Origin of the sequence: Streptomyces cahuitamycinicus, from assembly GCF_002891435.1 — a bacterium.
Lineage (GTDB): Bacteria > Actinomycetota > Actinomycetes > Streptomycetales > Streptomycetaceae > Streptomyces > Streptomyces cahuitamycinicus.
In genome coordinates this window covers 1-13,783 of the sequence record NZ_POUC01000203.1, presented here as the reverse complement: position 1 = coordinate 13,783, position 13,783 = coordinate 1, and the positions used below count along the sequence as shown (strand labels likewise).

The following is a 13,783-nucleotide window of genomic DNA, read 5'->3' as shown; positions in this document are numbered from 1 at the left end:
CCCCCACGGGGCCCGGCGCGGGCGGCATCCTCGCGATTCGGCGGCGTCGAGGCCCGGCGCGGGCGGCATCCCCGCCATCCCACGGCGTCAAGGCCCGGCGCGGGCGGCATCCCCGCCATCCCACGGCGTCGGCGAGACGCGTGATCTCAAGAAGTGCCGGCGTCCGCCCCGCGAACCGGCCCGCGGTCATGGCCGTCGCACATCGAGGAGGCGCCGCACGCGGCGGCCCGGGGGCGGATGGGGACGCCGTTGGTGCGCAGTACCTCCCGGACGTCCAGGATGAGGGAGAACACCTCGCGGTTGCCGTCCTCACCCTGCTCGTCCCAGGCCCGCTGCTCGGCCTCGACGGCCATCCGGTCCTCGGCGAACACCCGCTCGGTGAAGCGCCTGATGAGCGGCCAGGCCAACTGCAGGGCACCGGGAATCCGCGGCTTCTCGATCATGAGCAGGCCGAAGGTGTGGCATCTGCGCTGCTCGGCGTCCTCGGGCACGTAGGCGACCCAGAGCCGGAAGGCCGGCCGTTCGGCGTTCTCCGGGACCAGGTCGAGGGTCTGGTACGGGTACTCGGTGCGGATCGTCATGACGTCACGGGAGTCGCTGCCGCCGATGCCCTCGGCGGCCAGCAGGCTGGCGCCGCGGTTCCGTTTGCCCCCGGCGTGACTGAACAGGTACCTCGCCTCCACCGACCGCTCGTCGGTCCGGGAGTCGAGCAGTTCCGGACGGAGTCTGCCCACCACGCCCCGGTGGAGGAACTGGTGGTTCATGTCGAGGAGGTTCTCGTGCATGAACGAGTAGTGACAGCGCACGGTCCGGGAGTAGGTCATCGCCTTGTACCGCGGTGAGCCGAACGCCGGCAGATCGGGCAGCGGGGTGTCGGCCGCCTTGTCCGGGTCGCCGGGGAACGCGAACACCAGGCCGTACGCCTCGCGGACTGGGTAGCCGCGCACGCCGCGCGGCGGCCGGCCGTCGCCTTTGGCCAGGTACGGGATCTGCGAGATGCGGCCGTCGCCGCGATAGGCCCACGCGTGGTAGCAGCAGCGCAGTGCTTCGCCCTCCACGACGCCCATGCTCAGCGGCACCTGACGGTGTGCGCACCGGTCCTCCAGCGCGTACACGGTGCCGCTCTCCCCGCGGTAGAGCGCGATGCGCTCGCCGGCGAACGCCGTCGCGAACGTCCGCCTGCTGCGCACGTTCTTCGACAGTGCGACCGGATACCAGTGGTCCGGGTGCGCCCCGACGCGCCGGAGGTCGACCGTGCCGGTACTCGGATCGCGGTGCGCCGAGGGCCACTCGGTCCCGGCGGAGAAGGCTCCGGCCTCGTCGGTCTCGGTCATACCTCTCCCTCGCGCGTACGGGCAGCGACAGCCGCGCCTCACATCGGGCAGCACCGAGCCGCCGACGCGGGCGCCCGGCACCGTCCATCCTCACCTCGGCGCGCTGGCCACGCCCTGCCCGGTGCGTGCGTACGGGTGACTAGAGATCGAGCGTGGGCAGACCTGCCAGGCCGGTGTCCCGCATGATGCGGTCCACGGTCTCGCGCAGGGTGCTGTCGGCACCGATCACGGTCTCGATGCCGCCGGGCAGCAGGTCCAGTTCGCGGTACCAGTCGCGCAGTTGCGCCTCGCCGACCTCGTGCGCGATGGGCTTGGTCACATGGCGGACGAGGGTCTGCTCGAACGGCACGTGCAGGTAGTACGCGTGAGTCGGCCCACGGTGGTCCGCCCTCAGCCGGGTGAGCATCTCGCCGTAGTGGTCGGCGTACAGGATCCCTTCGACCACGACGTGATACCCGGCGTCCAGGGCGTAGCGGGCCGTCAGATCGATCAGACCGATGTTCGCCGCACCAGGCCGGTCCCTTTCCCGCAGCACGATCCGGCGCAGATTGTCCTGTCCGACCAGCGCCAGTCCCCGCCCGAACCTCTCACGGATCCCGGCCGCGACGGACGACTTCCCGGCACCGCTGTTGCCCCTCAGCACGACCAGCCGAGTCCGCTCTGTGCCCATCAGCGCGGAGACCGGACCACGAGGCGCCATGGGCAGGTCCGCTCTCACCGCGCGTCCCGCCATGCCCCCGCCTTTCGCATGCTCCACGTCAGGGCCTCACCAGTCGTCGCGGGCCCAGCCCTGGGGCCAGTCCTCGCACCGCGTCCGCGTCGCCGGGCCCGAAGGGCCTCAGCACCAGACGCCCGGTCTCGAGGGTCACTGGATCCACCGCGTCAGTATGGGCGCGGGCCGTCGCCCGTCACCAGCGAATTCCGCGGCGGGCCGGTCCGCCGCCCGGATGAGGCCGGCGACCTCGTCCCGCCGGTTCCGGGTCAGCGCTCGGGGACGCGCACGGCCAGGACGGCGACATCGTCGTCGTTGCCCGAGGGGCGGACGCGGCGCAGGAGCTGGTCGGTGAACGAGGCGAGGGGGCGGTGGGCGAGGGCGGCGGCGTGCTGGCGCAATCGGTCCAGTCCCTCGTCGAGGGTGCGGCGGGGCGCTTCGATGAGGCCGTCCGTGTACAGCACCAGGGTGGAGCCGGGCGGCAGCTGCACGGTGGCGTCCGGGCGCCGGGTGCCGGTCTGGGTGCCCAGGAGTATGCCGTGGCCGTCGGTGAGGTAGCGCGCCAGGCCGTCGCGGCTGATCAGCAGCGGCGGGGGGTGGCCGGCGTTGGTCCAGGACAGCTGCCAGTTGCCTTCTTCGGCCGGTTCGACCCGGGCGAAGATCGTCGTGGCCATGGCGACGTCGGTGATGTGCTGGATCGCCTCGTCGAGCCGTTCGACGACGCGGCTGGGGGGTTCGTGCTGGGACCAGGCGTAGGCGCGGAGCATGTTGCGGACCTGCGCCATGCCGGCCGCCGCCTCCAGGTCGTGGCCGACGACGTCCCCGATGGCGAGGGCGGTGGACGCGTCGGACAGGGGGAAGGCATCGTACCAGTCGCCGCCGACCTGTGAGGCGTCGGGTGCGGGCAGGTAGCGGACGGTCATCTGCAGGCCCGGGACGCCCGGCATCTGCGGCAGCAGATGGTTCTGCATGGTCTCGGCGACCTTGCGCTGGCGCTGGTAGAGGCGGGCGTTGTCCAAAGCGAGGCCCGCCCGGCGGGCGATGTCCTCGATGAGGGGGAGGTCTGCGGGGGTGAAGGCCGCCTGGTCCTTGTCGCGGCCCAGGGTCAGCGCTCCCAGGACCGAGCGGGTGCTGCGAATGGGCGCGATGGCCGCGGAGTGCATCCCGGTGACGTCGAACAGGTGGCGCTGCTCGACCGCGATGCCGGAGTCCGGCGGCCCCTGGTAGGTCTGCGGACCGGCCAGGTTCGAGGCGACTCCGCGCAGTGCCCTGGACAGGGGCATCGGGGACTCCCCGGGGATCGGCGGCATCGGCCCCTGCAGATCCTCGTGGTGCGTGAGCGTGTCACCGTCGGAATGGACCACCACGGCACGCCACACCTCGTCGCGTTCGGTGATCAGGTCGACGACCGCCCAGTCCGCGAGCCGGGGCAGGACCAGGGCCACCAGCCTGCGCAGCGCCTCGTCGACGTCGAGCGTGGACGTGAGCTGCGCGGTGGTCTCGGCCAGCAGCGCCAGCCGGTGCAGCTCCGACAGTGGCTGGGCCACCGGTTCCGGCAGCGGGTCCGTGGCCTGCGGGTGGTGGGGTGTGTGGAAGACGACGAGCGTGCCGGCGTGCCGGCCACCGACGTCGTACGGCGTGATCAGCCAGGAGATGCGCAGCAGGGTGCCGTCGCCGCAGGCGAAGTAGTCCTCGTCGGCCTGGGCCGTGCGCCCGGCGTGGAAGGCCTGCCGCATGGCGCACTGGGTTCGCGGCAGGGGCTGCCCCTCGGGGCCGCGGTGCAGCAGGTCGTGCGCGTCATGCCCGACCATGTCGTCGGCGGACCGGACCAGGAGCTGCTCGGCGCGGAGGTTCACGGCGATGATGCAGCCCTGCTCGTCCACGACGTAGGCGCCCGCGCCGATGGCTTCCAGGGTCCCGGCCAGCACGACGGACGCTGTCGGCACGGACGGCCCGTGAACGGTCTCCGTGTACTCCGGCCCCGTCATCGCGGCCTCCCTGCCGATCGGGCCGGCGTCTTCGTCGCCGGCATGCCCTGGTTGTCTGCCCTCCCCGTATGCCCATACGGCGCAGAATTCCACGTCGCCCGGCGACACCGTGTCCCGCGCCGGGCCCGTGATCACCGGGTGCGGGCCGCTGACCTGCGATTCCAGGGATCTGGCAAGCCGGCCAGGACGCCTCCTCAGGTCGGGTCGACGTCGGTCGGGTTCACGTCGGTGTGCAGCAGGTGGTGGTCCGAGTGCGGCGTCGGATGCACACGGTGCCTGAGCGGGACGAAGCCGCGCAGGAACACGTAGTCGAACTTGCTCTGCCAGTCGGTGGTCGGCAGGCAGGTCCCGGTGGGCGACGGTCGGCACTGCGGGTCCGCGTCCGTGGCCAGTGCCCAGATCCGGGTGAGCTCGGGGGCGTCCGGGTCGGCGTTGAAGTCGCCGAGGAGGATCGCGCGATCGTGCCGGGCGACCTCCGCGGCGAGCACGCGCGTCTGGTCTGCCCGGACCGTCTCCTGACGCCGTTGCGCGAGATGCGTGTTGAAAACCCGGACGGGCTGTCCGGCCACGGTGGTGGTGACGGCCATGTAACCGCGGTCCTCCGATCCGCCGTCCGGATACTCGACGTTGACGGGGTCCGTCATCGGTGCGGCCGACAGGATCGCCTGGCCGAAGGCCCCCGGACTCCACGGCGCTCCCCCGCAGCGGCCCCACTTGCGCAGCACGGACCCGTACTCGACGTTGTAGACCAGCCCGTGAAGGTTCTTCAGGTACTCCCGGATCCTCTCCACGTCTCGCACGCACGCCTCTTGCATGCCGATGACCTGGGGCGCGTACGCGGCGATGTCCGCGGCCCGGTCGACGTCGCTCACCTCGCAGGGGTTGCAGATGTTCCACGTCAGGACCCGGTTCGGTACGACGTCGCCGGCGGCTGCGGCGTGCCGCGGTCCGGCGAAGAGGCCACCGTTCGGCGTGCTGGGGCCGACGAGCACCATGCAGACCGCCAGCATGGCGCACGCGAGCAACCGCGCGCCCGTACCCTTACCGAGCACCTTCGCCTCCTCACCGGACACCTGTCCGCAGGCGTCTCTCTGCATGAGGTTATGGGACGGAGGCGCCGAAGACACACGTGTGTCCCCCTTTCACATTCCGGCTCATCGGCCTGGCGCCTTCGCCCCGCGGGGATCAGGCTGTGCGTAGGGTGGCCGGACTGGTGACCGACCCGGGTGGTGGCGCATGGAGTGGCAGAAGTTCGCCGAGGAAATGGCCCTGCTCGCGCGGACCCTGCTGAAGCAGGACTCGGTGCAGCAGACGCTGGACGAGATCGCGGCGTCGGCCGTGAAGCTGGTGGACGGCTGTGACGCGGCCGGGATCCTGGCGGTGCGCAAGGGCCGCGCCGTGACGCTGTCCTCCTACGGGGACATGGTCGAGGAATCCGACCGCCTGCAGGGCGCGCTGGGCGAGGGGCCGTGCTTCGATCTCGCCCGCCGAGCGGACGAGGAGCGCGTGTTCAGGATCGCGGACATGACCCGGCCGCAGCCGGACTGGCCGCGGTACGCCGAGGCCGCGCGCGCACTGGGCATCGGCAGCATGACCGGGGTCCTGCTCTACACCCATGAAGAGGACTTCGGCGCCCTGAACCTGTACTCCCGCCGCCCGGGGGCCTTCACCGAGGACATCGCGACCGCCGGCTGGCTGCTGGCCTCGCACGCCGCGGTCGCCCTGGCGGACGCGCGCACGATCGACCAGCTCGAACACGCCCTGGAGACCCGGCACGCCATCGGCGAGGCCATGGGCATGCTCATGGAACGCCATGGGATGAGCGACGAGGACGCCTTCGGTGTGCTGCGCAACATCTCCCAGCACCACAACATCAAACTGCGCGACGTGGCCCAGCGGATCCGGGAGAAGCACACCGACGGTCCGGCCTGATCCGCCCGGGTCGTACGGCGTGCCGGTGATCACCGGGGGTTCTGCGATCAGGTCTTCCGTATGACGGCGCTCACCTCTTGGAGGTGTGCAGGGTGTAGGAGCGGGTCGACGGCGTCGAGGCCCAGGCGGGAAGGCCGGACCGGGGGCTTACCCCTACGTCTTGACACAAGGAGTGGTAGCGGGCCTCATCTGCTTGAATCCCGCTCGCCCAGCTGACCCAGTAGGGGGGTCACTTTTGGTTTCTTGCGCGATTCGACCGAATCGGTGACCGATCACAGAAATCTCCGGAGCTGCACCGTTTTCCCATCCGGACAGACCGGTCCGGACCGTGGGCGACAGCAGAGCGAGGTCGGAGTGCATCGTCCAGTCACGGCAACCTCGGCCTCCAGCACGCGGAGCCCGTCGGCATCGAGCAGATACACCCCGATGGCGGAGAACCAACGATTCGCCACCCCTTTGAAAATCCGCTCCCGCAGGGTGCCTGCCATCCCGGCGCCCGCACTCGCTGCAGCGCTCCACGATCTGCCGCCGGCTTGAAGGCGGTCACCGGCAAGGCGTCCGCCGGGGCCGGAACGGTCGAGCGGAGCAGGCGCGACACCTCGGGCACATCAGTGACGATCCGGCTCGCCTGACCGTGCAGCTGGTCCGGCAGGAGAGTCAGCGCACGGCGTCCTGTCCGGGTCCGCTGTCGAGGACGACGGTGCCGGTGAGGGCGATCGCTGCGGCGACGGTGGTGAGCACGGCGTCCGCCGCGTCGAGCTGTAGGACCGTGAGCGGTGGAGCGTCCTCCAACCAGGACCAGGGCCCTTCGGGTACCGGGTCTTCGGGGCAACCCGGGGGCGGTACATGTCCTCGCTCCGGTGCGCGCCAGTGCGCGGCCCACGGCGGCCACGGCATCGGACGGCGGAACGGGGAACGCGGACGACGGTGGCGCGACAGTCGGCGGCGCGTTCGAGAACAGCTCAAGCAGGCAGCTCCGACCCTGCGGGAACTCTGCGATGTGGCCGAGCCGTTCCAGCAGGTCGGTCACCGCTTGGCCGGTGCGGGGGAACATCATGTCGTTGAAGCAGGTGATGAAGAGAACTATGCGCCTGGCGCTTCCTGAGCGGCCGGGGATCAGGTGGAGGTCAGGCCGTAGGTCCGCAGTGCAGTTCCGGTGAAGATCTCGCGGCATTCGGCCGGATGGAGTGCGGCCGTCAACTCCCGTGCAACATCGATGACTTCGGCGTAGGTGGCTGCCAGTCGGCAGACGGGCCAGTCGGAGCCGAACATCATCCGCCGCGGTCCGAAAGCGTCCAGCACTGTGTTGGCGTACGGCTGGAGGTCCTCGACGCTCCACCGGTCCCAGTCGGCCTCGGTCACCATGCCGGAGAGCTTGCAGACGGTGTTGGGCAGCAAGGCCAGCGAGCGCACCGCGTCCGCCCATGGCCGCAGCTCACCCGAGGCGATGGGGGGCTTGCCCGCGTGATCGAGTACGAAGGTGAGGCCCGGAAGCAGTCGGGCGGCCTCCTGCGCGGCCGCGAGCTGGTGGGGCCGGACGACCAGGTCGTACACGAGCCCCGCTGCGGCCACCGCGGTCAGCCCACGCAGCACGTCCGGCCGCACCAGCCATCGAGGATCTGTTTCGCCCTGCACCTGGTGACGGATGCCCACCAGGTGCTCACCCCCCGGCCCCTCCCGCAGCGTCGCGAGGGCGCGGGCGACATCCGGGGAGGTCAGGTCGGTCCAGCCCACGACGCCGGCCACCAGGTCGCTGTCCTGGGCCAACGCCAGGAACTCGGGCGTTTCCTCCGGCACGTCGATCGTCTGGACCAGGACCGTCGCGGTGACACCGGCGGCTCGGGCCTGGGACTCCAGGTCGGCGAGCAGGAAGTCGCGGCGCAGCGGGGCGAGTTCCGGTCCGGTGATCCAATCCTGGTCGCGGACGGAGAGGTCCCACACGTGGTGGTGCGCGTCGATGACGCCCTCAGCGGTGTTCCGCTCCATCGCGGTCCCCCCTACGACTCGTCGACTCCTTCTTCCGCCGGGCGATGCCGGTGACGGACGCCGCGGCGGGGCTCGCCGGGTAGACCACGGCCGCCGCCGTCTCGTCCGCGGTCACCAGGCGACCCAGGGGCCGGCGGGCGTCCAGGGCGGCGCGTTCCCCCTTCGGGTCGTCCGCGGCGATCAGGAGCCGGGTCACCCAGGGGTGTCGGCGGTGCCGGGGTTGACGGATGCCCTCACGGACGTGGTCCGCGGTCATCGCCAGGGTCAGCGACAGCACCGCACCCTCACTCCTTTGTCGCGCCGGCGAGCATGCCGGACACGAGAGCCCGTTGGGAGAAGAGGAACACGATCAGAACAGGGACGATGGTCACCAGGGTGGCCAAGGCCAGTTCGGGCCGCAAGATCTGGTTGCCCGCGCCGCTGGAGGTGTTGAACAGCGGCGAGGCGGCGAGCAGGTTGTTCAGCCCCACCTGCGCCGGATACTGGGAGCTGTCGGGCAGCATCACGAACGGCAGGAAGAAGTTGTTCCAGTTGCCGACGAAGTTGAAGAAGCCGACCAGTGCGATCACGGGCTTGGCCAGCGGCATCGCGATGAGACGGAAGACCTGCCACTCCGAGCACCCGTCGATCCGTGCGGCGGACAGCAGGTCGGAGGGGACGTTGGAGGAGAAGTAGATGTAGGTGAGGTAGACCCCGAACGGGAAGAAGGAGAACGGCAGGATGACCGACCAGATCGTGCCGTCCAGGTGCACGGCGTTCATCCCCAGGTACAGGGGCAGCACCATCGCCGCTGTCGGCATGAGCATCACGAGCATGGTGATGGTCAGCAGCATCCGTCGCCCGATGAACTGGGTGAGAGCCAGCGCGTACCCGGCGGGGATCGACGTCACCAGGGTCACGGCCAGCGCGCCGAACGTGTAGAGCGCCGAGTTCAGCAGCCAGCCGAGGATGGCGCCGTCCTGGAACGCGTAGAGGTGGTGCCAGGTGTCGGCGACCGCGCCGAGCGAGCCGAAGGAGAAGGGGTTGTCTCGCACGATCTGGCCGTCGGTCTTGGTCGGGGCCAGCAGGAGCCACACCACCGGCACACAGAAGAACAGCGCGGACAGGCCCATGACGACGAGCCAGGCCAGCCGGGCGGCCAGTGACCTTGGGCGGCGCTTTTGGCGCATGGGCTTCCTCGGGCTGGTGCGGGCGCCGGGGGTACGGGGCGGCAGGGTCCGGCGGGCTGTGGTCGTGGGAGCCGTGGTCATCCTTCCTCCCTGTCGAACAGGCCGGTACGGAAGACGACGAGCGCCGCGCAGGCGAGGCCCAGGATGAGGAGGTCGACGGAGAGCGCCGCCGCGCCGTTGAAGTCGCCTGCCTGGAATGCGTACTGGTAGGAGAGCTGGTTCGGTGACCAGCTGTCGGGGATCATGCCCCAGCTGGCGAGGGACACCAGTTGCGGCTCGACGAAGAGCTGGGTGCCGGCCGCGAAGGCCAGGATCAGCATGTACGCGATCCATTTGGTGATCATCGGGATCTGGATGCGCAGGGCGATCTGGAGCGTACTGGCGCCATCGATGCGAGCGGCCTCCAGGATTTCGTCCGGGATGCTGTTGAGCGCGCCGTACATGACCACGATCCAGCCGCCGGCCCCGGTCCAGAAGGCGATGACGGTGAAGAGCACGGGCAGGTGTCCGGGGGCGTTGACCTGGGCGAGGGTGTTCCAGCCGAAGCTCTTCAGCAGCCAGCCGACGGGACTGGCGGCCGGGTCGAGGAGGATCAGGAAGAGCAGCACGCTCGCCACTCCGGCTAGGGCTCCCGGCAGGTAGAACAGGAACCGCAGGGTGGTGGAGGCCCTGCGCATGCGGCCGTGCAGCATCAGGGAGAGCAGCACCACCAGGATCATCAGACTTGCCAGCCACACCACCAGGTACAGGCCGATGTGGAGGAAGGCCGGTCCGAAGCGGTAGTCGGCGAACGTCCGGGTGAAGTTGCCGAGCCCGACCAACTGGTTGCGGGAGTTGGACAGCGCCAGCCACACCGCGTAGCAGGTGGGCAGGACACCGAAGGCGAGCAGGAGGAGGACGTAGCCGGAGACGAAGACGTAGCCGGCTCGTCCTGCGGGGTTGCGGGCGGAGCGGCCGCGTCGGCGGCCGCTGCGCTCCGTCGCCAGGTGGGTCGTCATGGGTCCGCTTCGCTAGTTGACGGTGTAGCCGAGGGACTTGGCCTTGTTGGTGATGGCCGTCTGCCAGGTGTCCATGGTCTCGGTGAGCGTCTTGCCGGAGTTCAGGGCGGGGACCACCGTGGAGGAGTAGATGGCTTCCTGGCTGTACTGGGTGGCGGCCCAGCCGGGCCAGATCAGCTCCGCGGATTCCTTGAAGACGGGACCGACGTCCTCGGCGAAGTAGCCGGTCTTCTTCTGGTTGGCGAGCCAGGTGACCGCGGCCTTCTTGTACGCGGGGTAGGTGCCCGCGGTGCCCTGGTAGGCGTCGGAGGTCGTCATCCAGGTGACCAGGTCGGCGGACGCTTTGAGGTTCTTGCTGTGGGAGGAGACGAACCACAGTCCGCCGCCGACGTTGCCGGTGTGGTTCTTGGTGTCGCCCTCGAACTTCAGCGGGGATGCGGCGGCGACCTGTCCCTTGGGGGTCTTGAAGGTGGAGTTGAAGAGCACCTGGCCGAACCAGGACGGGCCGGGGAGCATCAGGACCTTGCTCGCCTGGTTCTTGATGAAGCCGGCACTGAAGACGGTGTCCTTGGAGACCGAGCCCTTGGCGATCAGAGTGTCGAGCAGCTTGGCCATCCGGGTGCACTTGGCGTCCCGCAGGTCCACCTTCACCTTCTTGGCGCCGGTCGCCGTGCTGGCAGGGCACTGGCTCGCCCAGAAGTACACCTCGGGGCTCCAGGCGTCCCCGGCGGTGCCGACCAGGTAGCCGGGGTGCTCCTTGGCGACCTTCTCGCCGAGTGCCTGGTACTCCTCCCAGGTTGTCGGGACGGAGTACCCGAACTTCTCCATGAGGGACTTGTTGTACCAGAGCACGTTCTGGGCCAGGTCGTTCCGGAGGCAGTAGGTGTTGCCGTTGAAGGTGCAGGGATTCAGCGCGCCGTCCGCGAAGCCCTTCAACGTGGACTGCGGGATCACGCCCTGGTTGACGGGCGCGGCATACGGGCTCTTGCCCTGGGATGCCCAGCTGGCGTCGTTGACATTGGCGCTGAAGGCGACGTCTGGCCACCCGCCGCCGGCCCGGTCGAACAGCTGGACCTTGGTCTGCAGGTCGTTGGCGCCGTTGGCGTCCCCGCTGTACGTGACGATCTTGATCTTCACGTTCGGGTGCGCCTTCTGGTATGCCTGCACACCGGGAACGCGGGTGGCGTCCGCCCAGACCGTGATCTCGCTGCCTTCCTTCTGAGCGACAGGTTCGAAGGCGTCGGGGGAGGAAGCCGTCGTCGGTGTGGGGTCCGCGCTGCCGCAGGCAGCGAGCACGAGCAGGGAGACGGCGCCCAGCACGGCGACGGCCGTGTGCCTGAGCCGGCGGCGGGAGGAAACCGGAACGTCGTCGTTCATGACTGACCTCAGATCTTGGGAAATGACACACAGCGGTGAGAGGTGCCGCGCTCGGGGTGTTCGAGACAGGCCGTCGGGCCTGGGGCTCCCGTCATCAGGCCCGGGGCGGGGTGACGGTCTCCTTGTCGACAAACGCCTGAAGCGCAGGAGGGTAGTCCAGGCCCGCCGGAAGGGCGACGCCCGGGCCGGTGGGGGCTTGAACGAGGCCGTGGGCGTCGATGCCGCTCTCACGGCTGATGGGATTGCCCATGACCAGCGACTCGTAGTAGGTGGTGTTCGAGATGGCCATGCACAGGTGTCGGTTGGGGATCTCCGGCCCGTGCACCTCGGCGCGCAGCCGGTAGGCGTCGGCGAGGTGGGCGGTGCGCATCGCGCCGGTGAAGCCGCCGCGCAGTTGGGTGGAGGCGCGGACTCCGAAGGTGGCGGCGCCCGCCTGGATGAAATCGGCCGAGTTCATGTGCGCCCCGTCGGAGGTCTCGGCCACGAGGAGGGGAACGGCCACCGCGTCGGCGAGGCGCTTGTACGCGGTGACACTGAACTCCCTCATCGGTTCCTCGTACCAGAGGTAGCCGGCGTCCGAGAGAGCGTGCCCGAGATGGATCGCGTCGGGGAGGTCGAAGCCCGCCGACCCGTCGAACATCAGCGGGACGTCATCCCCCACGTGCTCGCGCAATGCCACCGACAGACGGGCGTCGCGGCGGGCATCGCCCCAGGCGTGGAGCTTGATGGCGGGGTAGCCGAGTTCCAGGGCCTGGTCGGCGATGTCCAGGTACTCCTCGACCGAGGAGTAGGTGACAGTGGAGGCGTAGGCGGGTATCGAGGTGCGGTAACCACCGAGCATCTGCCAGGTGGGCCGGTCGGCGAGTCGTCCGGCCAGGTCCCACAGCGCGGTGTCGACCAGCCCCAGCAGGTAGAGCGGTAGCTCCTCCGTGCGGTCGAGCTCCCACATGCGGTGCCAGAGCCATTCCCGCTGCAGGGGATCCTGCCCCACCAACTCCTTGCGCAGTATGCGGTCCAGCAGGTCCGCCAGGATGACACCACTGCCCCGCCGAGGGGACATCGCCACCCCCTCGACCCCTTCGTCCGTGCAGATGCGCAGCACCGCGGCCTCGCCCTCGGACGGGCTGCCCAGGAGTCCGTCCCGCCAGACGAAGGGCGGACTGGCTCCCGGCACCCGGACCGGATGGCACTCGACCTTGGCAATGCGCACGGCTTGCACCCCTTGCACGGGAAAGTAGCGCTGCGGAATTTTCGTGTAACGTAAGTCGTCATACGAATGCTGTCAAGAAGTCCCGCGCAGTAGAATCGCCGCCATCCGTACAGCAAAGGGGACCCGCATGGCCAAGGACAGCACCGGCAGGACAGGAGAGCCTCCCGTTCTCAAGCCCTGGCCCAAGCGTCCGGCCCGACTGGCGCAAGCCGTCACGGAGACCCTGACCGACTCGATCGTGTCGGGTGCCATTCCTCCGGGGTCGATCCTGCCGGTCGAACCCGAGCTCTGTGAGACGTTCGGCGTCAGCCGCATCACCGTCCGCGAGGCGGTCAAGTCCCTGGAGGCCAAGGGGCTGGTCCTCGCCCGGCAGGGCTACGGCACCACCGTCACCCCGCCCGAGGAGTGGAACCTCCTCGACCCCGTCGTGCTCGCCGCCACCGTCCAGCATGACGACCAGCTCGTCGTCCTCGACCAGTTGGTCGACATCCGGTCGACGCTGGAAGCCCAGATGACAGCCCAGGCCGCGGAGCTGGCCACCGACGAGGACCTGAGAGACATCGAGCGGCTGCTCGTCCGGCTCGACGAGGAGACCGCCGTCCCGGCACGCTTCATCGAGACCGATGTGGCCTTCCACGACCGGATCATGCAGGCATCCCACAACAGGCTCGGGCGTTCCATCATCCGGATCCTGCACGCCCAGGCGCGCACGACGTTCCTGTACAACGGCACTCCTGACGCGACCGCGTGCGAGCGGGCCAACGTGGAGCACCGCGCGGTCGCCGAGCGGCTGCTGGCCCGGGACTCCGAGGGGGCCGCGCGAGCCATGGCGGCACACATCACGACCGCTTGGAACCGCCGCCGCGTGCCGAACGTCGGCTCGCCCGCCTCCTGAGAGCACTCCCACCGACTCGCCCCCGAGCCAGACAGGCCGGGGGCGTTCGCATGTCCAGGTCCTGCCGAGTCGGCAGCGCGCGACCTATTGACGAAATTCATATGACGTCTAATGTTACATCGCTCTCTCCCTTCCCCCCTTGCCGCTGGGCTCTCCCCTGCCCGCCCACGCACACCACGGGC

General features: G+C 69.6%; 12 protein-coding genes and 1 pseudogene. 2 read left to right on the top strand and 11 right to left on the bottom strand.

Annotation, left to right across the window (positions count from 1 at the left end; translation table 11 throughout):
• Positions 1-146: 146 nt before the first annotated feature.
• The 4 genes from C1J00_RS24865 to C1J00_RS24845 form a co-directional block, all read right to left on the bottom strand.
• Entirely contained in the window at positions 147-1,334 is a 1,188-nt protein-coding gene (locus C1J00_RS24865) for a Rieske 2Fe-2S domain-containing protein (RefSeq protein ID WP_102911273.1), read from the bottom strand.
• Between the two features lie 139 nt (positions 1,335-1,473).
• Complete coding sequence (locus C1J00_RS24860) at positions 1,474-2,004, bottom strand: P-loop NTPase family protein (RefSeq protein WP_102911274.1); 531 nt, start codon at positions 2,002-2,004, stop codon at positions 1,474-1,476.
• Positions 2,005-2,315: 311 nt separating this feature from the next.
• Positions 2,316-4,034, bottom strand: a complete 1,719-nt coding sequence (locus C1J00_RS24850) for a SpoIIE family protein phosphatase (RefSeq protein ID WP_102911272.1) — start codon at positions 4,032-4,034, stop codon at positions 2,316-2,318.
• Positions 4,035-4,228: 194 nt separating this feature from the next.
• Positions 4,229-5,131: an endonuclease/exonuclease/phosphatase family protein gene (locus tag C1J00_RS24845; RefSeq protein WP_102911271.1), complete on the bottom strand. Its 903-nt coding sequence runs from the start codon at positions 5,129-5,131 to the stop codon at positions 4,229-4,231.
• Between the two features lie 139 nt (positions 5,132-5,270).
• Here C1J00_RS24845 and C1J00_RS24840 point away from each other — a divergent pair, with 139 nt between their 5' ends.
• Positions 5,271-5,966: a GAF and ANTAR domain-containing protein gene (locus tag C1J00_RS24840; RefSeq protein WP_102911270.1), complete on the top strand. Its 696-nt coding sequence runs from the start codon at positions 5,271-5,273 to the stop codon at positions 5,964-5,966.
• A gap of 657 nt (positions 5,967-6,623) precedes the next feature.
• On the opposite strand, the gene C1J00_RS45945 is transcribed toward C1J00_RS24840, so the two are convergent.
• The 7 genes and pseudogenes from C1J00_RS45945 to C1J00_RS24805 all read right to left on the bottom strand — a co-directional run bounded on the left by C1J00_RS45945 (position 6,624) and on the right by C1J00_RS24805 (position 12,706).
• On the bottom strand, positions 6,624-6,758 hold the full coding sequence (locus C1J00_RS45945; RefSeq protein WP_219728373.1) for a lactate utilization protein: 135 nt from the start codon (positions 6,756-6,758) through the stop codon (positions 6,624-6,626).
• A 324-nt stretch (positions 6,759-7,082) separates the two neighbouring features.
• Positions 7,083-7,952 carry an amidohydrolase family protein gene (locus C1J00_RS24830; RefSeq protein WP_102911269.1) on the bottom strand — a complete coding sequence of 290 codons (870 nt, stop codon included), beginning with the start codon at positions 7,950-7,952 and terminating at the stop codon, positions 7,083-7,085.
• Positions 7,933-8,241, bottom strand: a pseudogene (locus C1J00_RS24825) (hypothetical protein); the annotation flags it as partial. The gene C1J00_RS24830 and the pseudogene C1J00_RS24825, both read right to left, overlap by 20 nt.
• Positions 8,237-9,064 carry a carbohydrate ABC transporter permease gene (locus C1J00_RS24820; protein ID WP_439333435.1) on the bottom strand — a complete coding sequence of 276 codons (828 nt, stop codon included), beginning with the start codon at positions 9,062-9,064 and terminating at the stop codon, positions 8,237-8,239. The pseudogene C1J00_RS24825 and the gene C1J00_RS24820, both read right to left, overlap by 5 nt.
• Before the next feature lie 134 nt (positions 9,065-9,198).
• Entirely contained in the window at positions 9,199-10,119 is a 921-nt protein-coding gene (locus C1J00_RS24815) for a carbohydrate ABC transporter permease (protein WP_102911267.1), read from the bottom strand.
• A gap of 12 nt (positions 10,120-10,131) precedes the next feature.
• Complete coding sequence (locus tag C1J00_RS24810; protein ID WP_102911266.1) at positions 10,132-11,496, bottom strand: ABC transporter substrate-binding protein; 1,365 nt, start codon at positions 11,494-11,496, stop codon at positions 10,132-10,134.
• A 94-nt stretch (positions 11,497-11,590) separates the two neighbouring features.
• Positions 11,591-12,706, bottom strand: coding sequence for an enolase C-terminal domain-like protein (locus C1J00_RS24805; RefSeq protein WP_102911265.1), 1,116 nt, complete (start codon positions 12,704-12,706; stop codon positions 11,591-11,593).
• Between the two features lie 127 nt (positions 12,707-12,833).
• Here C1J00_RS24805 and C1J00_RS24800 point away from each other — a divergent pair, with 127 nt between their 5' ends.
• On the top strand, positions 12,834-13,601 hold the full coding sequence (locus tag C1J00_RS24800) for a FadR/GntR family transcriptional regulator (protein WP_102911264.1): 768 nt from the start codon (positions 12,834-12,836) through the stop codon (positions 13,599-13,601).
• The last annotated feature ends 182 nt before the right edge of the window (positions 13,602-13,783 follow it).

Coding starts and splice junctions, on each gene's coding strand:
- C1J00_RS24810 (WP_102911266.1), bottom strand. CDS start 11,496: ATGAACGACGACGTTCCGGTTTCCTCCCGCCGCCGGCTCAGGCACACG.
- C1J00_RS24865 (WP_102911273.1), bottom strand. CDS start 1,334: ATGACCGAGACCGACGAGGCCGGAGCCTTCTCCGCCGGGACCGAGTGG.
- C1J00_RS24800 (WP_102911264.1), top strand. CDS start 12,834: ATGGCCAAGGACAGCACCGGCAGGACAGGAGAGCCTCCCGTTCTCAAG.
- C1J00_RS24845 (WP_102911271.1), bottom strand. CDS start 5,131: ATGCAGAGAGACGCCTGCGGACAGGTGTCCGGTGAGGAGGCGAAGGTG.
- C1J00_RS24860 (WP_102911274.1), bottom strand. CDS start 2,004: ATGGGCACAGAGCGGACTCGGCTGGTCGTGCTGAGGGGCAACAGCGGT.
- C1J00_RS24840 (WP_102911270.1), top strand. CDS start 5,271: ATGGAGTGGCAGAAGTTCGCCGAGGAAATGGCCCTGCTCGCGCGGACC.
- C1J00_RS24830 (WP_102911269.1), bottom strand. CDS start 7,952: ATGGAGCGGAACACCGCTGAGGGCGTCATCGACGCGCACCACCACGTG.
- C1J00_RS24850 (WP_102911272.1), bottom strand. CDS start 4,034: ATGACGGGGCCGGAGTACACGGAGACCGTTCACGGGCCGTCCGTGCCG.
- C1J00_RS24820 (WP_439333435.1), bottom strand. CDS start 9,064: ATGGGCCTGTCCGCGCTGTTCTTCTGTGTGCCGGTGGTGTGGCTCCTG.
- C1J00_RS24815 (WP_102911267.1), bottom strand. CDS start 10,119: ATGACGACCCACCTGGCGACGGAGCGCAGCGGCCGCCGACGCGGCCGC.